The sequence below is a fragment of the Xanthomonas sp. NCPPB 901 genome, from assembly GCF_056725085.1.
Window position 1 is genome coordinate 4,229,247 of record NZ_CM161511.1, and the last position, 20,487, is coordinate 4,249,733.

A 20,487-nucleotide genomic window follows, 5' to 3' on the forward strand; every position below is an offset into this window, starting at 1 on the left:
TGCCTCCCTAGCAACCCGACCCTCATCCGCCCCTTCGGGGCACCTTCTCCCGATGGGAGAAGGGATGCGGTTGCAGCATTCGGACCTTCCGCTGAGGCAGCGACCGGCGCGTGCGCTCAGCTCAGTAAGCCCATGCCACGCCAGCTCTGCTCCCCTCTCCCACCGGGAGAGGGGCTGGGGGTGAGGGTACGGCGGCCAGGGAGCTTTATTCCTCCAGACGCCTCCCTAGCAACCCGACCCGCATCCGCCCCTTCGGGGCACCTTCTCCCGATGGGAGAAGGGTGGGCGCTAGGCGATCCGACGGAACGTCAGGTTGATCCGCTCGCCAACCTGCCTGACGGTGCGCGGCAGGGCGTGCCGGTACAGGCGCTGGGTGTCGCCCGCCATCAGCAGCAGTCCCCCGGAGGTCAGCTCCAGCGCCTGGCGCAGCGCCGGTTGCTGGCGGTGGCGCAGCACGAAGCGGCGCGGCGCGCCCAGGCTCAGCGAGGCGATTACCGGGGCCGGGCCGAGTTCGCGCTCGTCGTCGCTGTGCCAGCCCATCGCATCGCGGCCATCGCGATAGCGGTTGGCGAGTACGCTGTTGAACGCCACCCCGGTCTCGGCCGCCAACCGCGCACGCAACGGCAGCAGCGCCGCCGGCCACGGATGCGGCGCGAAACGGGTGCCGGAATAGCGGTAGCTGGCGTCCGCATCGCCGATCCAGCAACTCAGCCGTGGCGAATCGACCAGCTTTCCGAACAACCGGATCCGGTGCACCTCCCACGGCACCTCGCGCAGCAACTGCGCGCACAGCGCGGCCGCCGTCGCCGGGTCCAGCCACTCGGGATACCAGCGCAGATCGGCGCCGGGCAGGTCCAGGTCCATTGCGTCACGCTAGCATGCCGGCCGCCACCATACGCCGGCGTGCGGAATTTGCCCCTTCACGCGCAAACCCTGAAAATGCGGGCAGCCAGAACGAGCCAACGGGAGCGGAGCAGATGACGGGAACCGAGGGCGGCGCCAACGCGCCGCAGCCAGTGGAGCGCGACGTCATGGAATACGACGTCGTCACCGTCGGCGCGGGTCCGGCCGGGTTGGCGTTCGCGATCCGGCTCAAGCAGCTCAATCCCGACCTCTCGGTCTGCGTGATCGAGAAGGCCAGCACCATCGGCGCGCACATCCTCTCCGGCGCGGTGATCGAACCGGCGCCGCTGGACGCGCTGCTGCCGGGCTGGCGCGACAATCCGCCGCCGATCTGCGTGCCGGCGGCCGAGGACGAGTTCTGGTACCTGAGCAAGGACGGCGGGTACAAGTTCCCGATGGTGCCGCCAAGCATGCGCAACCATGGCAACTTCATCGTCAGCCTCGGCGCCCTATGCGCCTGGCTGGCGCCGCAGGCCGAAGCGCTGGGCGTGGAGATCTACCCCGGCTTCGCCGCCGCCGAGACCCTGCACGCCGAGGACGGCACGGTGCTGGGCGTGCGCATCGGCGACATGGGCGTAGCCAAGGACGGATCGCACAAGCCCGGCTACACCGCCGGCATCGACATCCACGCCAAGGTCACGGTGCTGGCCGAAGGCGCGCGCGGACATCTGACCAAGCGCCTGATCGCGCGCTTCGCGCTCGACGCCGGCCACGATCCGCAGGCGTTCTCGATCGGCATCAAGGAACTGTGGCAGCTGCCCGAGGGCCGCGTCAGCCCCGGCAGGATCGTGCATACCCTGGGCTGGCCGGCCGACAGCAAGACCTATGGCGGCAGCTTCCTGTACCACCTGGAGAACAACCAGGTGGCGCTGGGCTACGTCAGCGGCCTGGACTACCACGACCCCGAATACCGGCCGTGGGAAGCGTTCCAGCAGTGGAAGAACCACCCGATGATGAAGTCGCTGCTGGAAGGCGGCACCATCCTCTCGGCCGGCGCGCGCGCCATCGCCAGCGGCGGCTGGCAGTCGCTGCCGAAGGTGGAGATGCCCGGCGCGCTGCTGATCGGCGATACCGCCGGCCTGCTCAACGTGCCCAAGATCAAGGGCACCCACCAGGCGATCCGCAGCGGCATGCTCGCCGCCGAGCACCTCGCCGCCGGCGCCGCGCTGGACCCGGCCGGCTTCGACGCGCGCCTGCGCGGCTCGGAGGTGATGGCCGAATTGCGCCAGGTGCGCAACATCAAGCCCGGCTTCAAGAAGGGCCTGTGGTTCGGCCTGCTCAACGGCGCCTGGGAAACCCTGGTCAAGGGCGCCTCGCCGTGGACCCTCAAGGTCGGCGCCGACTGGAAGAGCCTGGACCGGCTGGGCGAGCACGAGCAGCCCAAGCGCGACTACGTGCAACGCGAGCTGGCCCCGCGCGACCGCCTGCAGGGCGTGTACTTCGCCGCCACCGAGCACGACGAGGACCAGCCCGTGCACCTGCACGTGCGCGATCCGCAGATCTGCGTGACCCGCTGCACCGAGGAATACGGCAACCCGTGCACGCGCTTCTGCCCGGCGGCGGTATACGAGATCGTCGACGACGCGGCCGGCAAGCGCCTGCAGATCAACGCCGCCAACTGCGTGCACTGCAAGACCTGCGATATCAAGGACCCGTACGCGATCATCGACTGGGTCACCCCGGAAGGCGGCTCCGGGCCGAACTACCAGAACCTGTGAGCGCCGGCCTGCCCGCGCGCCTGAAGACCGCGCTGTACCTGACGCTGCGTGCCGGCTTCCGCGCCCTGCCGCTGGCGCCGGCACAGCGCGACCGTCTACGCGCGCGCTTCCTGGACCGCCATGCGGACCTGGTACCGCCACCGCCGCGCGGCCGCGCCGCCGCCGGACACGGCGAACGCCGGCCGCGCGCGCGCGCCGACGAACGCGCGATCGGCCACGTCGCACCACACGCCGCACCAGTGCCAACGCCGCTGCCGGCCACGCTGGTGGCGTTCTACTTGCCGCAGTTCCACCCGATCCCGGAGAACGACGCCTGGTGGGGTACCGGCTTCACCGAATGGCGCAACGTCACCCGCGCGCTGCCGCAGTTCGAAGGACACGTGCAGCCGCGCCTGCCGGCAGACCTGGGGTTCTACGACCTGCGCAATCCGCACAGCATGCGCCAGCAGGTGGCGCTGGCGAAGCAGTACGGCGTCGGCGCGTTCTGCTTCTACTTCTACTGGTTCGGCGGCAAGACCTTGCTGGAGACGCCGCTGCGCCAGTGGCTGGACGATCCCACGCTGGAGCTGCCGTTCTGCCTGTGCTGGGCCAACGAGCAATGGTCGCGGCGCTGGGACGGCCGCGGCGACGACGTGCTGATGGCGCAGGCGCACAGCGCACAGGACGACCTGGACTTCATCGCGCACGTCGCCGACTACCTGCGCGACCCACGCTGCCTGCGCGTGGACGGCCGGCCGATGCTGCTGGTGTACCGCCCGCACCTGCTGCCGGATCCGCAGGCGACCGCGACGCGCTGGCGCGACTGGTGCCGACAGCACGGCATCGGCGAACTGCACCTGGCCTACGTGCAGGGCTTCGAGCGGCCGGACCCGCGCGACATCGGCTTCGACGCGGCGGTCGAGTTCCCGCCGAACATGAGCAATCCTCGCTCGCTGGCCGCCGACCAGCAACTGCTCAATCCCGACTACACCGGCGCCGTGCTGGACTGGCGCGCCCTAGCCGCGGAGATCGCCGCGCGCCCGCTGCCCGACTACCTGCTGTATCCGGGCGTCAACCCGGGCTGGGACAACGAAGCGCGCCGCCCCGGCGCCGGCCGTGTCTATCTGCACGCCTCGCCGCGCGGCTACGAGGACTGGCTGCGCACCACCATCCATACCCGGCTGCAGGACCGCCGTGCCGAACAGCGCCTGGTATTCGTCAATGCCTGGAACGAGTGGGCCGAAGGCGCCGTGCTGGAACCGGACGCGCGGCTGGGCCACGCCTATCTCGACGCCACCCGCCGCGCGCTGGCGCCGCGGCCGGCACGCGACGCCACGCCGCACGCGATCGTCCACGCGTGGTATCCCGAGGTGCTGCCCGAACTGCTGGCGCAACTGACGGCGAGCGCCCTGTCGTGGCGCCTGCTGGTCACCACCTCGCCCGACCAGGCCGATGCGGTAAGGGCGCACCTGCGCGCGTGCGCCTTCCCATCCGAACTGATGGTGCTGGAAAACCGTGGCCGCGACATCCTGCCGTTCCTGCACGCCGCCGAGCGGCTGCTGCGCGACGGCGTGGACGTGGCATTGAAACTGCACACCAAGCGCAGCACCCATCTTCATAACGGCGATGCCTGGCGCTCCGAGCTGCTGCAACGCCTGGCCGGCGCCGACCGCGCCGCGCGCGTGCTGCAGGCCTTCGCGCAGGATCCTGCGCTCGGCCTGGTCGCACCCGAAGGCCATCTGCTGCCGTTGGCGGAGTTCTGGGGCGGCAACCGCACGGCCGCCGACTATCTGCTGCGCCGGACCGGCCACAGCGACGCGCGCCTGGAGCAGGCGCAGTTCATCTCCGGCAGCATGTTCTGGGCGCGGCTGGACGCGCTGCGGCCGCTGCTGGACAGCGGCCTTTGCCCGTCGGAATTCGAGGCGGAGCAAGGGCAGCTCGACGCCACCCTGGCGCACGCGGTGGAACGGCTGGCGGCGCCGCTGGCCGAGCGCGCCGGCTACCGGGTGGCCACCGTGGCCGAGCTGCTCGGCCAGCCGCCACCAGCAGCCACCGACTACGCCTACGCGCAGCGCAGCGCCTGAGCGGCGCCGGCGCAGCGCTTATGCGCGCCGGAACGGCACGCCGGTCTTGGCGACCAGTTCGGCCTCGTCCACGCCCTCGGCGGTCTCGACCAGCACCAGGCCGTTGTCGGTGACGTCGAACACGGCCAGATCGGTGATGATGCGGTCGACCACACCCACGCCCGTCAGCGGCAGATCGCAGGCCGGCAGGATCTTGTGGCTGCCGTCCTTGGCCACGTGTTCCATCAGCACGACCACGCGCTTGACCCCGGCCACCAGGTCCATCGCCCCGCCCATGCCCTTGACCATCTTGCCCGGCACCATCCAGTTGGCCAGGTCGCCCTGCGCACTGACCTGCATCGCGCCGAGGATGGCCAGGTCGATATGGCCGCCGCGGATCATCGCGAAGGAGTCGTGGCTGCCGAAGTAGCTGGCGCCGGCGCGGGCAGTGACAGTCTGCTTGCCGGCGTTGATCAGGTCGGCGTCGACCTCGTCCTCGGTCGGGAATGGGCCGATGCCGAGCAGGCCGTTTTCCGACTGCAGCCACACGTCCACGCCCTCGGGAATGTGGTTGGCGACCAGGGTCGGCAGGCCGATGCCCAGGTTCACGTAGGCGCCGTCGGTGAGTTCGCGGGCGGCGCGCTGCGCCATGTCGTCGCGGGTCCAGGCCATGTCAGGCGTCCTTCTGGCGCAGGGTGCGCTGTTCGATGCGTTTTTCCGGATGCGGGTTGTGCACGATGCGGTCCACGTAGATGCCGGGCAGGTGCACCTGGTCCGGATCCAGGCTGCCGGTCTCCACCAACTGCTCGACCTCGGCGATGCAGAGCTTGCCGGCCATCGCGCAGGCCGGATTGAAGTTGCGCGCGGTCTTGCGGAACACCAGGTTGCCGGCGGCATCGGCCTTCCATGCCTTGACCAGGGCCACGTCGGCGCGAAGGGCGGTCTCCAGCACATAGTGCTTGCCGTCGAACTCGCGGGTCTCCTTGCCCTCGGCCACCACCGTGCCGTAGCCGGTGGCGGTGAAGAAGGCGGGAATGCCGGCGCCACCGGCGCGCAGGCGTTCGGCCAGGGTGCCCTGCGGGTTGAATTCCAGTTCCAGTTCGCCGGCCAGGTATTGGCGTTCGAATTCCTTGTTCTCGCCGACGTAGGAGGAAATCATCTTGCGGATCTGCCGCGTCGCCAGCAACTGGCCTAGGCCGAAACCGTCGACGCCGGCATTGTTGGAGATCACGGTGAGGCCGCCGACGCCGCTGTCGCGCAAGGCCGCGATCAGCGCCTCCGGGATGCCGCACAGGCCGAAGCCGCCGACCGCCAGGGTCTGGCCGTCCGCCACCACGTCGGCCAGCGCCGTGGCCGCATCGGGGAAAAGCTTGCCGCGCCGCCCGCCCGCAGGGGTAGAGGTGTCGCCCATTCGCCAGCTCCGCGTTGGAAATAGGCGCGTAGTCTAGCCGCTCGCCGCGCCGGACCCCCGCCGCACCGCCGCAACGACCGATTAAGCGCCGTAACGTTACACTCCGGTTTCCCCCATCTAGGACCCTCATCCATGTCGCTTCCCGCATTCAAGGCCTACGACATCCGCGGTCGCGTTCCCGACGAACTGAACGAGGAGTTGGCGCGCCGCATCGGCGTGGCGTTGGCCGGGCAATTGCAGAGCGGCCCGGTGGTGGTGGGCCACGACGTGCGCCTGGCCAGCCCGGCGCTGCAGGCGGCGCTGTCGGCGGGCCTGCGCGCCAGCGGCCGCGAGGTCATCGACATCGGCCTGTGCGGCACCGAGGAAGTGTATTTCCAGACCGACCACCTGCAGGCGGCCGGCGGCGTGATGGTCACCGCCAGCCACAACCCGATGGACTACAACGGCATGAAGCTGGTGCGCGAGAACGCGCGCCCGATCAGCTCCGATACCGGCCTGTTCGCGATCCGCGACACCGTCGCCGCCGACACCGCGGCGGCCGTTGCCCCCACCGCCGCCGAGCATCACCGCCCGGACAAGAGCGCCTACATCGAACACCTGCTCAGCTACGTCGACCGCGCCACGCTCAAGCCGCTGAAGCTGGTGGTCAACGCCGGCAACGGCGGCGCCGGCGCCATCGTCGACCTGTTGGCGCCGCACCTGCCGTTCGAGTTCGTGCGCGTCTTCCACGAGCCGGACGGCCATTTCCCCAACGGCATTCCCAACCCGCTGCTGCCGGAAAACCGCGCCGCCACCGCCAACGCGGTCAAGCAGCACGGCGCCGACTTCGGCATCGCCTGGGACGGCGACTTCGACCGCTGCTTCTTCTTCGACGCCGACGGCCGCTTCATCGAGGGCTACTACCTGGTGGGCCTGCTGGCACAGGCGATCCTGGCCAAGCAACCGGGCGGCAAGGTCGTGCACGACCCGCGCCTGACCTGGAACACGATCGAACAGGTCGAGGAGGCCGGCGGCATCCCGGTGCTGTGCAAGAGCGGCCACGCCTTCATCAAGGAGAAGATGCGCAGCGAGAACGCCGTGTACGGCGGCGAGATGAGCGCGCACCACTATTTCCGCGAATTCGCCTATGCCGACTCGGGGATGATCCCGTGGCTGCTGATCGCCGAGCTGGTGTCGCAGTCCGGCCGCTCGCTGGCCGACCTGGTCGAGGCGCGCATGCAGAAGTTCCCGTGCAGCGGCGAGATCAACTTCAAGGTCGCCGATGCCAAGGCGGCGGTGGCGCGGGTCATGGAGCACTTCGCCGCGCATGCGCCGGCGCTGGACTATACCGACGGCGTCAGCGCCGAATTCGCCGACTGGCGCTTCAACCTGCGCAGCTCCAACACCGAACCGCTGCTGCGCCTGAACGTGGAAACCCGCGGCGATGCGGCCCTGCTGGAACAGCGTACGCAGGAAATTTCCGAGCTGCTGAAAGCCTGATCGCGTCGTTGCCTTTCTCTCCCCCTTCAACGGATCCATGGAGTCCTTCCGTTTATGAGCGACATTCTGCCCATCATCCTGTCCGGTGGTTCCGGCACCCGCCTCTGGCCGCTGTCGCGCGAGGCCTATCCCAAGCAGTTCCTGCCGTTGGTGGGAAACACCACCATGCTGCAGTCGACCTGGCTGCGCGCTGCGCCGATCGCCGGGCGTCCCCCCATCCTGGTGGCCAATGAAGAACACCGCTTCATCGCCGCAGAGCAATTGCAGCAATTGGGCGTCACGCCAGGCGCGATCCTGCTCGAACCCAAGGGCCGCAACACCGCGCCTGCCATTGCGGTGGCGGCGCTGGAGGCGATGCGCGACGGCGCCGATCCGCTGCTGCTGGTCCTGCCCTCGGATCACGTGATCCTCGACGAAGCGGCGTTCCAGGCGGCGGTCAAGGCCGCCGCGTCTTCGGCTGCAGACGGCAAACTGGTGACCTTCGGGATCAAACCGACCGCACCGGAAACCGGCTACGGCTACATCAAGGCCGCCGCCGGCGATGGCGCACGCGCGGTCGAACGCTTCGTCGAAAAGCCCGACCTGGCCACCGCCCAGGGGTATCTGACCTCGGGCCAATACTATTGGAACAGCGGCATGTTCCTGTTCCGCGCCTCGCGCTACCTGGAAGAGCTGCGGCGCTTCCAGCCGGCCATCGCCGACGCCTGCAGCAAGGCATGGCAAACCGCCAAGCGCGATGCCGACTTCACCCGCCTGGACAAGGACGCCTTCGCCGCCAGCCCCTCCGACTCCATCGACTACGCGGTGATGGAGAAGACCGCCGACGCGGTGGTGGTGCCGCTGGACGCGCAGTGGAGCGACGTCGGTTCGTGGTCGGCGCTGCTGGACGTGTCGCCGCAGGACGCCAACGGCAACGCCCACCACGGCGACGTGATCGAGATCGATTGCCGCAACACCTACGCCTACGGCTCGCGTCTGATCGCCATGGTGGGCCTGCAGGACGTGGTGGTGGTGGAGACCGACGACGCGGTGCTGGTCGGCCACAAGGAGCGCATCCAGGAAGTGAAGGACGTCGTCGCCAAGATCAAGGCCAATGGCCGTTCCGAAGCCACCTGGCACCGCAAGGTGTACCGCCCGTGGGGCGCCTACGACTCGATCGACAACGGCCAGCGCTTCCAGGTCAAGCGCATCACGGTCAAGCCCGGCGCCACGCTGAGCCTGCAGATGCATCACCACCGCGCCGAGCACTGGATCGTGGTCAGCGGCACCGCCGAGGTCACCCGTGGCGAGGAAGTGCTGCTGCTCACCGAGAACCAGAGCACCTACATCCCGCTGGGCGTGACCCACCGCCTGAAGAACCCGGGCAAGCTGCCGCTGGAGCTGATCGAGGTGCAGTCGGGCAGCTATCTGGGCGAGGACGACATCGTGCGCTTCGAGGACACCTACGGGCGCACGTGAGACTGAGACCCTTGCACGGATGCGACGGACCGGATGGAGGCCGCTTACGGCCTCCATCCCGATGTCAGTCCGCCACCCTCTGCACGTCCACATCCTGCGCAAGGCCACCGTCTTCGATCCAGCTCACGCCCTCCTGTACCAACCTCAGCTGGAGCGTGAACCGGCCGCTACGTGCCGGAGTACGTACTTGCACCGCAATCGTCAGATGCCCGCCCGCCCCCAATGCTACGGGCAGCACACTGCGCTCACCGTCGTACACAACCACCTCGCCGCTCTCGGCATCGACCCAGTGGTAGGAGACATGTAGCGGGTTCGGCGGACGGCTGCTCAACAGTTCGTCGGAGTCGTTGCGGACGCGTGCCTTCAGCACGACCCGCGTATCGGCAGGTAGCGTTCGTGGACATTCCAGGAGCGTCACACTGATGCGCTTGAACGTAGACGGCTGCAGCGGCAACCGCCAGGCCAGTCCGGCATGACCTTCGCGCCTGGCCTCTTCCATCACCAGCGAGCGCGCCATCGCGTTGAAGCGTTCCGCGAACGCGCCCCTGGCCCACTCGTACAGTGCGCGGTCCAACCCGGTGACACTTTCCACGGCGACACGCACATCGGCAGCCACCCCGAACTCGGGGAGGCGATCGACCGATGCATTGAGATGCGGAACCGGCAGCCCCGGATCGAATCCGAAGGTGTGCGCGAACAGGGCAAGGGAATCTTCGATACGCTCGACGATGCCGAACTGCATCGATTGCAGGCGGTGTTTCGCGGTCTCCAGCAACGCCGGATCGTCGCCGCGCTCGGCATAGGCGCGGATCGTACGGCGGCCATAACCGGTCGGATCCGCTGCCAGCCTTTCGAAATCCAGATCTGCGGCCAGGGACAACGTTTGCGTATTGACCAGATCCCAGCGCGTTTCAGGATCGGAAACGAAATCCAGTAACGACCAGCGTTCGCGTACCACCTGTTCGTGCCGGTACGCATTGGGATCGCGACGCACATGCGCATACCACGACAATGTGCGCTGCAAAGGGTCCCGTAGCATCGTCAGATAACGCAGTGGCTGACCGACATACCGTTCCAGCCCGTGCCACAGATGGCCGCGGAACAGGCGGTACCCACCCAGGCGATTCCGGTCGAGTGCGAACAAATCCGGCAGCAACTGGCTCGGACATATTTCATCATGCGCATACTGCGCATCGAGAAAAGCGGTGAGTGTGGTCCCTGCCGTCTTCGGGATATGCAGGTAGTACAGGGCTGACGCCGGCGATCCAGATGCTTGGACACCAGGGTTTAACTGAGTTTTCATCAGCCTTCATTTGAGCCGCGATCTGCGCGCGCCTATCGGAAGGCGGCACGGCCAATCATTGCATCGAACTTATCACATTTGTAACTTCATTTTGCCACTGCGGTAACTCAACGCCAAAATCGGCAAAGAACGAGCTCGTATCCAACCGTGAATAGGCTGGCCGTGCCGCCGCGGTCGGGTAATCTGCGGTCGCGATCGGCGTCAGCTTCGGCACGCGATCGGCCAGCCCGAGCGCAAGGGCGGTCGCAAAAATGTGTTCGGCAAAGCCATACCAGCTCGTCTCTCCGGTGGCCGTCAGGTGCCAGGTTCCCGAACGTTGGATGGGATGCCGCATCGCCCGCACCGTCATCTGCGCGATCAACGCCGCCGGCGTTGGCGTGCCAATCTGGTCGGCCACCACTCGCAACTCGTCGCGTTCGGCACCGGCACGCAGCATCGTGCGCAGGAAGTTGTGGCCGTGTGCCGAATACACCCAAGCGGTGCGGAAAATCAAATGGCGACCGCCCGCAGCTCGGATCGCCTGCTCTCCAGCCAGCTTGCTCTCACCGTAGACGCAAAGCGGGCCGGTCGGATCGTCCGGCAAATAGGGGCGCCTGGCGCGACCGTCGAAGACATAATCCGTCGAGTAGTGCAACAACGGCACACCCTGCTCGGCGCACCAGCGCGCGATCGCGGCGGGCGCCTCGGCATTGACCCGGAACGCCGCCGCGCGCTCCTGTTCGGCCTTGTCCACTGCGGTGTAAGCAGCCGCATTGATCACCCAGGTCGGCCGCGCGACGGACAGCAGCGCGACCAGTTGTTCCGGCTTGTCCAGGTCCGCGCGCAGACAGGCCGATCCGTCGGCCAGCAGGCCGCTGCGCGTAGTCGCCAGTACCCTGCTGCCGGAAAGCGCACGCAGCAGCTCCTGACCAACCTGACCGTTACCGCCGATGACCAGCACGCTCACGCTGCGTCTCCCTGCGCCGGATATACCGGCAGACATTCCTCGCCGAGCTGCTCGAGGAACGGTGCGTGCGCGTCCTTCGACGAGAGGATGGGGTCGGCGATTGGCCAATCGACGGCAATGCTCGCATCGTTCCAGCGCACGCCCGCATCGGCGGTTTTCACGTAGACATCGGTGCACAGGTAGCTGAAGACCGCGAACTCAGAGAGAACCGCGAACCCGTGTGCGAATCCCTCGGGAATCCAGAACTGGCGGCGGTTCTCCGCACTCAGAATCACCGCTTCCCAGCGTCCGAAGGTCGGCGAGCCTCGGCGCAGGTCCACCGCCACATCGTAGACCTCCCCCTCCAGCACACTGACCAGCTTGCCCTGCGGCCGTGGCCACTGGTAATGCAGGCCGCGCAAAACGCCCTTGGACGACGCAGACACGTTGCTCTGCACGAATCGACTGGGAAGCCCCAGTTCCGCGAAACGTTCGGCATTCCACAGTTCCATGAAGTAACCGCGGGCATCGCCGAACACTGCCGGTTCGATCACCATGCAGCCGGGCAAGTTTGTCTCAATCACTTTCACGGAACGATTCCTCGTACAGCCAGCTCCTGCAGATATCTGCCGTAGCCATTCTTAAGTAAAGGTGCGGCCAGCCTTTCCAATTGCGCGGCATCGATCCACCCCTGTCCGAACGCGATCTCTTCCGGACAGCACACCTGCAACCCTTGCCGCGACTGAATGGTCTCGATGAAGTTAGAAGCCTCGTGCAGCGACTGGTGGGTCCCGGTGTCCAGCCAGGCGTAGCCACGGCCAAGCGCTTCCAGATGCAGTTCGCCGTCCTGCAGGTAACGGCGATTGAGATCGGTGATTTCCAGTTCACCGCGTGCGGAAGGTTGCAGTTCCGCGGCGTAGTCGCTGGCGCGGCCATCGTAGAAATACAGCCCGGTCACCGCATAGTTCGAGCGCGGCTTGGCCGGCTTTTCCTCGATGTCGATGACCTTGCCCGACGCATCGAACTCGGCCACGCCGTAGCGCTCGGGGTCGTTGACCCAATAGCCGAACACGGTGGCGCCATGCTCTCGCGCATCGGCGCGGCGCAGGGTTTCGGTCAGGCCATGGCCGTGGAAGATGTTGTCGCCCAGCACCAGGCAGCTCGGCTTGCCGGCGACGAAATCGCGACCGATCAGGTAGGCCTGGGCCAGCCCGTCCGGGCTCGGCTGCACCGCGTACTGGATGTCCATGCCCCACTGCGCGCCATCGCCCAGCAGCGCGCGGAACAGCGCCTGTTCGTGCGGGGTATTGATGATCAGCACCTCGCGGATCCCGGCCAGCATCAGCACGCTGAGCGGGTAATAGATCATCGGTTTGTCGTATACCGGCAGCAGCTGCTTGCTGACGCCCTTGGTGATCGGATACAGCCGCGTGCCGGAGCCGCCAGCGAGGATGATGCCCTTGCGTTGTGTCATGAGGTGTTCCCTGGTGAAGTCCGCACGTCCGGACGCTTGCGCGGGACGCGCGTTATGCCGCGGTGCCGATCCGTTCCAGCCGATAGCTGCCATCGAGCACGCCCTGCACCCAGTCCTGATGGCTCAGGTACCAGTCCACGGTGAGCGCGATGCCCTGTTCGAACGTGTATTTCGGCTCCCAGCCCAGCTCGTTCTTCAGCTTGGAGGCGTCGATCGCGTAGCGGCGGTCGTGCCCCGGCCGGTCGGCGACATAGGTGATCTGGCTGGCGCGCGGCTTGCCGTCTTCGCGCGGACGCCGCGCGTCCAGCAGTGCACAGATCGCCTGCACCACCTCGATGTTCTGCTTCTCGGCGTTGCCGCCGACGTTGTAGGTCTCGCCCACCTTGCCCTTGGCCAGCACGGTGCGGATCGCCTCGCAATGGTCGCCGACGAACAGCCAGTCGCGCACCTGCTTGCCATCGCCGTACACCGGCAGCGGCTCGCCGGCCAGGGCCTTGGCGATCACCAGCGGGATCAGCTTCTCGGGGAAGTGGTACGGGCCGTAGTTGTTGGAGCAGTTGGTGGTGAGCACCGGCAGGCCGTAGGTGTGGTGGAACGCGCGCACCAGGTGGTCGGACGCGGCCTTGGACGCCGAGTACGGCGAGTTCGGCGCATACGGTGTGGTTTCGCTGAACTTGCCGGTCTCGCCGAGCGTGCCGTAGACCTCGTCGGTGGACACGTGCAGGAAGCGGAACGTGGCGCGGCGGTCCTCCGGCAGCGCCTTCCAGTGATCGCGCACCGACTCCAGCAGGCCGAGGGTGCCGACCACATTGGTCTGGATGAAGGCGCCGGGGCCGTCGATCGAGCGGTCCACGTGGCTCTCGGCGGCGAAATTGACCACGGCGTCGGGCTGGTGCTCGGTGAGCAGGCGACTCACCAGCGCGCGGTCGCCGATATCGCCGTGCACGAACACGTGGTCGGGGTTACCCTCCAGCGACGCCAGCGTGTTCAGGTTTCCGGCATAGGTCAACGCATCGAGGTTGATCACGCGCACGCCGCGCGCCGCCGCCTCGAGCACGAAATTGCCGCCGATGAAGCCGGCACCGCCGGTCACGAGCCACGTTGCCACTGTCTTTCTCCCGTTTCTCGGCCTGTGCACCAGACACAATCGCTGGAGCGTAACCGGTAAGCATAGCGCCCCGGAGACGGTGCGATACGCGTGCAACCGCCGCTGTTCAGTCCGCCGACCGCCCTTGACCATACGCCCTCGCATGGTCCCCCGCGCCCGGTTAGAATCCTCCGACTGCCCCGCGCCAGCCGCCGCGGCCGGGCCTTCCCGCACTGCTGAAGGATCTCGTACACGATGAAAATCCTCGTCGCCTACAAGCGCGTGGTGGACTACAACGTCCGCATTCAGGTCAAGCCGGACGGCTCCGGCGTGGTCACCGAGGGCGTCAAGCTCTCCGCCAACCCATTCGACGAAATCGCCCTGGAAGAGGCGCTGCGCCTGCGCGACGCCGGCATCGCCAGCGAGGTGGTGGTCGCCACCATCGCCCCGGCCGACGCCGCCGCGCATCTGCGCAACGGCCTGGCGATGGGCGCCAACCGCGCCATCCACGTGGTCGCCGACGCGGCGATCCAACCACTGACCGCCGCGCGCACCCTGCTCAAGCTGGTCGAGCAGGAACAGCCGGACCTGGTGATCCTCGGCAAGCAGGCGATCGACGACGACGCCAACCAGACCGGGCAGATGCTGGCCACGCTGTGGGGCCGTCCGCAGGCGACCTTCGCCGGCAAGCTGGTGGTGGCCGACGGCAAGGCCACGGTGACCCGCGAAGTCGACGCCGGCCTGGAGACCCTGGAGGTGGACCTGCCGGCGGTGGTCACCACCGACCTGCGCCTGAACGAGCCGCGCTTCATCAAGCTGCCGGACATCATGAAGGCCAAGAGCAAGCCGCTGCAGACGCTGGCCTTCGCCGAGCTGGGCGTGGAGGCCAACGACAGCCTCACCACCACCCACTACGCCCCGCCGGCCAAGCGCAGCCGCGGCGTGATGGTCAAGGACGCCGCCGAACTGGTGGCCGCACTCAAGCAGAAGGGGTTGCTGTGATGTCTAAAATCCTCGTCGTCGCCGAACACCTCAACGGGCAGCTCAACGCCGCCACCGCCAAGTGCGTCAGCGCCGCGCAGGCGCTGTCGCCCGAGGCCATCGACATCGTCGTGCTGGCCGCCGATCCGGCCACGGTTGCCGCCCAGGCCGCGCAGATCGCCGGCGTCGCCCGCGTCCTCACCGTCGCCAATCCGGCCAACGAACACGCCATCGCGCAGGTGCTGGGCCCGCAGATCGCCGCCCTGGCGAAGGGCTACAGCCACGTGTTCGGCCCGTCCACCACCTTCGGCAAGGACCTGATGCCGGTGGTGGCCGCGCTGCTGGGCGTCAACCAGATCTCCGACCTGATGGCAGTGGACGGCGAATACGCTTTCAAGCGTCCGATCTACGCCGGCAACGCGATCATCAGCGTGCAGGCACCGGCCGACCAGATCGTGGTCGCCACCGTGCGCAGCGCGTCCTGGCCGGAAGCCGCACAGGGCGGCACTGCCGCAGTCGAAGCGGCCAGCGTCGACGCCGCCCTGCCGGGCCACACCCGCTTCGTCGGCCTGGCCGCCGGCAGCTCCGACCGCCCCGACCTGCAAAGCGCCAAGCGCGTGGTCTCCGGCGGCCGCGGCGTCGGCTCGGCCGAGAACTTCCAGATCGTCTACCAGCTCGCCGACAAGCTCGGCGCGGCGGTCGGCGCCTCGCGCGCGGCGGTCGACGCCGGCTACGTGCCCAACGAACTGCAGGTCGGCCAGACCGGCAAGATCATCGCGCCGGAACTGTACGTGGCCGTGGGCATCTCCGGCGCGATCCAGCACCTGACCGGCATCAAGGACGCCGGCACCATCGTCGCGATCAACAAGGACTCGGAGTCGCCGATCTTCGAGATCGCCGACATCGGCCTGGTCGGCGACCTGTTCACGGTGTTGCCGGAGCTGGAAAAAGCGCTGGGTTGAACCCTGCGGGTACGTCGCCCCACCGTGGCGACGTACCCGACTACTGCGGGACCGCCGTCGCGGCGCGCAGCCTGGCCCTGGATATGCTCGCGCCGTCGTCGTGATCTTTGTATCGACTCGGCGCTCGCATTTTAATGCTGCACAGCCTCCGACCTGGCCAATCTGCTCCTACAGACGTGGCAGGCGTTCTCGCGCCTCTCTCGCCAGCACCAAACAACGATTCCCCCTGATCGCCTCGGATAGAGTAGGCCTGGGCCAACGGCTTAACACCTGTGACACGCCGCGACTTGCCACTTGCCTGACCTCACCACCGGAGCGATCAGCCCTTTCTCTCCATGCCGCCGCCTGCATCAGGCGGGGCAAAGAACGGCTGCATTAAGGCACCCAAGCTCTGGCGAGCCAGGGCGTCAATTGTCTCCGAACAGATCTCGCGTATAGACCTTTTCCGCGACATCTCGCAGATGCTCGGACATACGGTTGCTGATGATCACATCCGCTTCCCGCTTGAACAGATCCAGATCCCTGATGACGCGCGAGTGAAAGAACTCATCCTCCTGCAAGCAAGGCTCGTAAATGACGACCTCCACTCCTTTTGCCTTGATGCGCTTCATGATGCCCTGGATGCTAGAGGAGCGGAAATTATCGGAACCACTTTTCATTATCAAGCGATAGATACCCACCACCCTCGGTTTCCGCTTGAGAATATCCTCGGCAATGAAGTCCTTCCGCGTGGTGTTGGACTCGACGATCGCCCTGATCAGATTCTGCGGCACACTCTGATAGTTGGCCAATAGTTGCTTCGTATCCTTCGGAAGACAGTAGCCACCGTACCCGAAAGAAGGATTATTGTAGTGTGCCCCGATGCGCGGATCGAGGCTGATTCCCTCGATAATCTGGCGGCTTTCCAGCCCATGCATGAGCGCGTAAGAATCCAGCTCGTTGAAATAGGAAACGCGCATCGCCAGATAGGTATTGGCGAACAACTTGATCGCTTCAGCTTCCGTCGGCGCAGTGAAAAGCACCGGCACGTCGTGCCTCAGCGCCCCCTCCTTCAGCAAGCCTGCGAACACTTTGGCCCGCTCGGAGTGTTCGCCAACGATAATCCTCGAAGGATAGAGGTTGTCGTACAACGCGCGGCCTTCGCGCAGAAACTCCGGCGAGAAGATGATGTTGTCGACTCCGAACAGCTTGCGGACATTCGCCACATACCCTACAGGGATGGTCGATTTGATCACCATCGTCGCGGCAGGATTGATAGCCAACACATCAGAAATTACCGCCTCGATCGAACGGGTATTGAAGTAGTTCGTATTAGGATCGTAATCGGTTGGCGTGGCAATGATGACAAACGTCGCACCCTCGTATGCTTCCTGCGGCGACAGCGTGGCTCGGAAGTTCAAGCCACCGTCGGCCAAGGCCTGCTCGAGCTCCGCATCTACAATGGGCGAACGTCCTTCATTGAGTAGCCGCACCTTTTCCTCGACGATATCCAGCGCCACTACTTCGTGGTGCCGGGCGAGTAGCACGCCGTTGGAAAGCCCTACATAACCTGTTCCTGCGATCGCAATCTTCATCAATCATCGCCCTTCTTATTTAATTAATTGATTCCAAATCTGACTCTTGCCAAATCACCGCCAGTAGCGACACCAATGGCGAGCGCCCAGCATGCACTCTTCTGCACCGCTAAAAAACGTCTCGTCGTGCACCTTGCGAAGACGCATGCGGCGTCACGACAATCCACAGACCACTCCGTTTCGTTCGGAACAAACCCAGGTTGGCGCGGCAGCTCGGCGCCATCAACCCGACTTGCGCACGCCTCAAGGAAGCAGCGACAACACGGGGAGAGCTTGCATTCCTCACTGACATAGGGCTGAACTATTCCGGTTCCAGACCAGCAAGTGTACTTCCGAAATCCCACCAGACCACTGCTGCAGCCCTCACAGTTCAACTCGATGTTGCGGACTTCGTACTCGAAGCACCAACGTTGCAGCCTGCCGACTCCCAACCTCTCTGCCGATGCATTTCACAATGAGTCACCGGGCATCGCGCTGACGTCCTGCAGGGGCATGCCGGCAGGCACATGCCTCTCTGAGCCAGATCGTCCGCATCCTCGCCTTGGTGGAATTGGGCTCGCCAGCAGGACATCTCTTCGGCAATAGACTGCAACGTCGGCAGACCGCGCTGCGCTACAACGCAACAGCACGACACAATTTTCGCAAATGGAGAATACTGAATCCGCCAGATCGATGATCAGTTGCTGCGACAAACCAGCACCTGCGGCACCCGGTTGCCGGGGGCGGCACCTGGAGCGGTAACGCGACTGCAGCGCGGCCTCACTCAAGATCGCGCTCTCGACATCGAAAATTTCCCGGCGTTCGGAAAAATTCAAAAAGGGAGCACGCGATCCACCCAAGCAAAAATGGCGACGCTCGCCCCCAATGCGAATCTCAAGCCCATTCGTATAGAGGCAAATCGCGTAACCCGGCACCAGCAATACGACGTCCAGGAACTCACGCGCGGCATCGGCAACAGCACACCACACCAAGTCTTGCAGACCAAGCTGCAAGCGAGCGCTCTACCACTCTTTTTCAACCTCTACCAATGAGGCCGCGCGGTATCGAAACGCCAAGGCTACCAAAAACGATGACGCCTTGGCGATCCCGTTGCCAGCGCTTAACGCCCCTGAATGCCGGGCAAGGGCACCACAACAGGCGGCACGCCTTGATCGTGGAACCAGGCGCGCCCATCGATCACCATGCTCAGTGCCAACCTGTCGCCATCATCTGCCGATGCAGGCACGTCAAACTCGACTTCTCGCTGCTCTCCAGGCCCCAAGTCGAGACCATCGCCAATTTCCACACGCGCCACCCAGCGAGCAGGATCAATCTGCGCACCCGGCAGCAACTTCTGCCAGGACACTCGCATGGGGTGCTCCGTGGGCATCGCGTCGAGCACATACTGGGAGCCGTTCTTCACAAGCACATGCACCCGATACCGCGAGGACTCTCGAGACACCGAAAGCACCTCAAGCGAAACCAGCCGGAAGTCACCCAGGGGCAGCGCCTTTTCGCTGCCTGGCGGGCAGGACGGACGTCCAGGAACAACGACTGGACCGCTCGCCGCGTTCGGCAATCCGGCATGCAATCGATCCGCATAGAAAGCTTCTGCCGCCCGGAGTCTTCGTGCTGCCTGCACGCAGGCCGAAACATCGTTTCTCGGTGCCGGGGAATACCCTGGCGCAAGATTGCCCGAGTAGCCATTAAGTGTTGGCCTGTCAGCAGCCTGCCCCAGCACCATGCCATCCAATTGCGCATTGATGAAGTTGTTGTCCGGCCCTATCGGCACGAACAGCATCGCATTCGCTGGCAGTGGCACCGGCAGTTCACGTTGCAAGGCCAGCGTTCCGGAACGCGCCTGAGCCACGTCGAAATTGACGGTTCGCATCGACATAGATTCGGCAATCATCACCAACGCCAAAACTGCGACCAGAAGGCGCAAGAACTCTCCACGCCCCCTGATAGAGTCGACGCCAATGGCAACCAATACCGCGACGGGCATCGCCAGAACAAGGCCGATCCGCGCCATTGCGCGAATTGAATTCACGCCGGGCAAGCTCGCCAATAGCAGATAAAGAGAATGACCACGGATGCTGACAGTCAGCACGACGATCAGCGCAATAGCCAGCAGCGCTACCCAACGCAGGCGCAGAGAGGATTTGAGAAGGCCCAGCAGAGCCAATCCGCCAATACCCAAACCAAAGAAAATTTGCTGCTCGTGGCGCATGGGCATGGTGTCTACCAGGCTAGCGCTCATACCTGCCCAGATCGCCGATCCATCGGCCAACAGGTAGCTGCGCAAACGCGGCAGCAAGGAGGCGATCTCCTGCGTATCACGCTGAAAACCGTACAACTTCGAATAGTACAGATAGGGGTACATCAGACCGATTAGAGCGACCAGCGCCACGGCACCCATCGCCGCCGCGAACAGCAGTTCACGGCGCGCAGTCGAATCGGACAGGCGAAGCCCCGGAGCGAACCAATTCCATGGCCGACTACGCTCTATCACCGCCTGCGCGATCGCCCACGCTCCGAGCAGCAACAGCAGGAAATAGCCCAGGTAGATTGAAAGATAGAACTGCCCGCACACAGCTAGCGCCAACCATCCGAGCCACAGCCATCGCGAACTCTCTCGGAAGCGCTGCCATAACAACAAGGCGACGGGAATCAGAAATCGATAACCCAACTGTGCGTGACCATGGCGCGCAATCACCGGCATTGCGAACGCGAATGCGAACGCACCCAATGCACTGGCAACCGGCGAGAAACCCAATCGACGCAGCACACAATGACAAACGATGAAATTGACGACGTAGCCGCCCATGTACCACAGGTCGAACGCCTGGTAGCGGTCCGCACCCAGGAAGCGATAAATCGAATACAACCATCCGGTGCCCCAGAGGTTGTCCGAGAACGTCAAAGCCCCCGGCATCGGGAAGAAGAACGAAGGACTGATGAGGCTGGCCTCCTTTCCGCCCAGCCATCGATAGAAGTGCTCGAGAATCACGCCATTGAAGCGCGCATCTCCCAGATCTCCAGGCACACACGCCATTTGGCAGGTATGCGCCAAAGGTACGAACCAGAATCCCAACAGCAGCAGTACGATCGGAGCAAGCCAGCGCCACTCCTGGCCGTTTCCATGTCTAGTCGAACCCAAACCCATGCCCTGCTGCACGTCATATACCTCT

General features: G+C 65.4%; 17 protein-coding genes. 7 read left to right on the plus strand and 10 right to left on the minus strand.

Features of this window, described 5'->3' with window-relative positions; all coding sequences use genetic code 11:
- Positions 1-288 precede the first annotated feature (288 nt).
- A complete protein-coding gene (locus AC1PME_RS17895; protein ID WP_481096580.1) occupies positions 289-864 on the minus strand; it encodes an alpha-ketoglutarate-dependent dioxygenase AlkB family protein in 576 nt (191 codons plus the stop codon).
- 113 nt (positions 865-977) lie between these two features.
- Between AC1PME_RS17895 and AC1PME_RS17900 the strand changes: the two genes are divergently transcribed.
- Together AC1PME_RS17900 and AC1PME_RS17905 are read left to right on the plus strand one after the other, a co-directional pair.
- Positions 978-2,621, plus strand: coding sequence for an electron transfer flavoprotein-ubiquinone oxidoreductase (locus tag AC1PME_RS17900; RefSeq protein ID WP_481096581.1), 1,644 nt, complete (start codon positions 978-980; stop codon positions 2,619-2,621).
- On the plus strand, positions 2,618-4,684 hold the full coding sequence (locus AC1PME_RS17905) for a glycoside hydrolase family 99-like domain-containing protein (protein WP_481096582.1): 2,067 nt from the start codon (positions 2,618-2,620) through the stop codon (positions 4,682-4,684). The genes AC1PME_RS17900 and AC1PME_RS17905 overlap by 4 nt, the downstream gene beginning before the upstream one ends.
- An 18-nt stretch (positions 4,685-4,702) precedes the next feature.
- On the opposite strand, the gene AC1PME_RS17910 is transcribed toward AC1PME_RS17905, so the two are convergent.
- Positions 4,703-5,335, minus strand: coding sequence for a CoA transferase subunit B (locus AC1PME_RS17910; protein ID WP_307552462.1), 633 nt, complete (start codon positions 5,333-5,335; stop codon positions 4,703-4,705).
- A 1-nt stretch (position 5,336) separates the two neighbouring features.
- Positions 5,337-6,074, minus strand: a complete 738-nt coding sequence (locus AC1PME_RS17915) for a CoA transferase subunit A (RefSeq protein ID WP_481096583.1) — start codon at positions 6,072-6,074, stop codon at positions 5,337-5,339.
- A 132-nt stretch (positions 6,075-6,206) separates the two neighbouring features.
- Between AC1PME_RS17915 and AC1PME_RS17920 the strand changes: the two genes are divergently transcribed.
- Positions 6,207-7,553, plus strand: coding sequence for a phosphohexomutase domain-containing protein (locus AC1PME_RS17920; protein WP_481096584.1), 1,347 nt, complete (start codon positions 6,207-6,209; stop codon positions 7,551-7,553).
- 54 nt (positions 7,554-7,607) lie between these two features.
- A complete protein-coding gene (locus tag AC1PME_RS17925; protein WP_481096585.1) occupies positions 7,608-9,011 on the plus strand; it encodes a mannose-1-phosphate guanylyltransferase/mannose-6-phosphate isomerase in 1,404 nt (467 codons plus the stop codon).
- Positions 9,012-9,075: 64 nt separating this feature from the next.
- Here AC1PME_RS17925 and AC1PME_RS17930 read toward each other — a convergent pair whose 3' ends face one another.
- The 5 genes from AC1PME_RS17930 to rfbB are packed head-to-tail and all read right to left on the minus strand — an operon-like array spanning position 9,076 to position 13,821.
- Entirely contained in the window at positions 9,076-10,314 is a 1,239-nt protein-coding gene (locus tag AC1PME_RS17930; protein ID WP_481096586.1) for a hypothetical protein, read from the minus strand.
- A 55-nt stretch (positions 10,315-10,369) separates the two neighbouring features.
- Entirely contained in the window at positions 10,370-11,260 is an 891-nt protein-coding gene (gene rfbD, locus AC1PME_RS17935) for a dTDP-4-dehydrorhamnose reductase (RefSeq protein WP_307552470.1), read from the minus strand.
- Positions 11,257-11,829, minus strand: a complete 573-nt coding sequence (rfbC, locus tag AC1PME_RS17940) for a dTDP-4-dehydrorhamnose 3,5-epimerase (protein ID WP_043090220.1) — start codon at positions 11,827-11,829, stop codon at positions 11,257-11,259. The genes rfbD and rfbC overlap by 4 nt, the downstream gene beginning before the upstream one ends.
- The gene (rfbA, locus tag AC1PME_RS17945) at positions 11,826-12,713 is read right to left on the minus strand and encodes a glucose-1-phosphate thymidylyltransferase RfbA (protein ID WP_017911203.1); all 888 of its coding nucleotides are present in this window, start codon (positions 12,711-12,713) and stop codon (positions 11,826-11,828) included. The genes rfbC and rfbA overlap by 4 nt, the downstream gene beginning before the upstream one ends.
- Positions 12,714-12,765: 52 nt before the next feature.
- Positions 12,766-13,821: a dTDP-glucose 4,6-dehydratase gene (rfbB, locus tag AC1PME_RS17950; RefSeq protein ID WP_481096587.1), complete on the minus strand. Its 1,056-nt coding sequence runs from the start codon at positions 13,819-13,821 to the stop codon at positions 12,766-12,768.
- A gap of 234 nt (positions 13,822-14,055) precedes the next feature.
- Between rfbB and AC1PME_RS17955 the strand changes: the two genes are divergently transcribed.
- On the plus strand, positions 14,056-14,802 hold the full coding sequence (locus tag AC1PME_RS17955) for an electron transfer flavoprotein subunit beta/FixA family protein (protein ID WP_254459193.1): 747 nt from the start codon (positions 14,056-14,058) through the stop codon (positions 14,800-14,802).
- Complete coding sequence (locus AC1PME_RS17960; RefSeq protein ID WP_481096588.1) at positions 14,802-15,743, plus strand: electron transfer flavoprotein subunit alpha/FixB family protein; 942 nt, start codon at positions 14,802-14,804, stop codon at positions 15,741-15,743. Before AC1PME_RS17955 ends, AC1PME_RS17960 begins: the two co-directional genes overlap by 1 nt.
- Positions 15,744-16,150: 407 nt before the next feature.
- Here AC1PME_RS17960 and AC1PME_RS17965 read toward each other — a convergent pair whose 3' ends face one another.
- Positions 16,151-17,317 (minus strand): nucleotide sugar dehydrogenase, encoded by a 1,167-nt coding sequence (locus AC1PME_RS17965; RefSeq protein WP_307552479.1) that lies wholly within the window; start codon positions 17,315-17,317, stop codon positions 16,151-16,153.
- Positions 17,318-17,997: 680 nt separating this feature from the next.
- Here AC1PME_RS17965 and AC1PME_RS17970 point away from each other — a divergent pair.
- Positions 17,998-18,348, plus strand: coding sequence for a hypothetical protein (locus AC1PME_RS17970; protein ID WP_307552481.1), 351 nt, complete (start codon positions 17,998-18,000; stop codon positions 18,346-18,348).
- A 68-nt stretch (positions 18,349-18,416) separates the two neighbouring features.
- Here AC1PME_RS17970 and AC1PME_RS17975 read toward each other — a convergent pair whose 3' ends face one another.
- Entirely contained in the window at positions 18,417-20,474 is a 2,058-nt protein-coding gene (locus AC1PME_RS17975) for a hypothetical protein (protein WP_481096589.1), read from the minus strand.
- Between the last annotated feature and the right edge of the window lie 13 nt (positions 20,475-20,487).

Coding starts and splice junctions, on each gene's coding strand:
- AC1PME_RS17930 (WP_481096586.1), bottom strand. CDS start 10,314: ATGAAAACTCAGTTAAACCCTGGTGTCCAAGCATCTGGATCGCCGGCG.
- AC1PME_RS17925 (WP_481096585.1), top strand. CDS start 7,608: ATGAGCGACATTCTGCCCATCATCCTGTCCGGTGGTTCCGGCACCCGC.
- AC1PME_RS17955 (WP_254459193.1), top strand. CDS start 14,056: ATGAAAATCCTCGTCGCCTACAAGCGCGTGGTGGACTACAACGTCCGC.
- AC1PME_RS17920 (WP_481096584.1), top strand. CDS start 6,207: ATGTCGCTTCCCGCATTCAAGGCCTACGACATCCGCGGTCGCGTTCCC.
- AC1PME_RS17895 (WP_481096580.1), bottom strand. CDS start 864: ATGGACCTGGACCTGCCCGGCGCCGATCTGCGCTGGTATCCCGAGTGG.
- AC1PME_RS17915 (WP_481096583.1), bottom strand. CDS start 6,074: ATGGGCGACACCTCTACCCCTGCGGGCGGGCGGCGCGGCAAGCTTTTC.
- AC1PME_RS17910 (WP_307552462.1), bottom strand. CDS start 5,335: ATGGCCTGGACCCGCGACGACATGGCGCAGCGCGCCGCCCGCGAACTC.
- AC1PME_RS17960 (WP_481096588.1), top strand. CDS start 14,802: ATGTCTAAAATCCTCGTCGTCGCCGAACACCTCAACGGGCAGCTCAAC.
- rfbA (WP_017911203.1), bottom strand. CDS start 12,713: ATGACACAACGCAAGGGCATCATCCTCGCTGGCGGCTCCGGCACGCGG.
- AC1PME_RS17900 (WP_481096581.1), top strand. CDS start 978: ATGACGGGAACCGAGGGCGGCGCCAACGCGCCGCAGCCAGTGGAGCGC.
- AC1PME_RS17965 (WP_307552479.1), bottom strand. CDS start 17,317: ATGAAGATTGCGATCGCAGGAACAGGTTATGTAGGGCTTTCCAACGGC.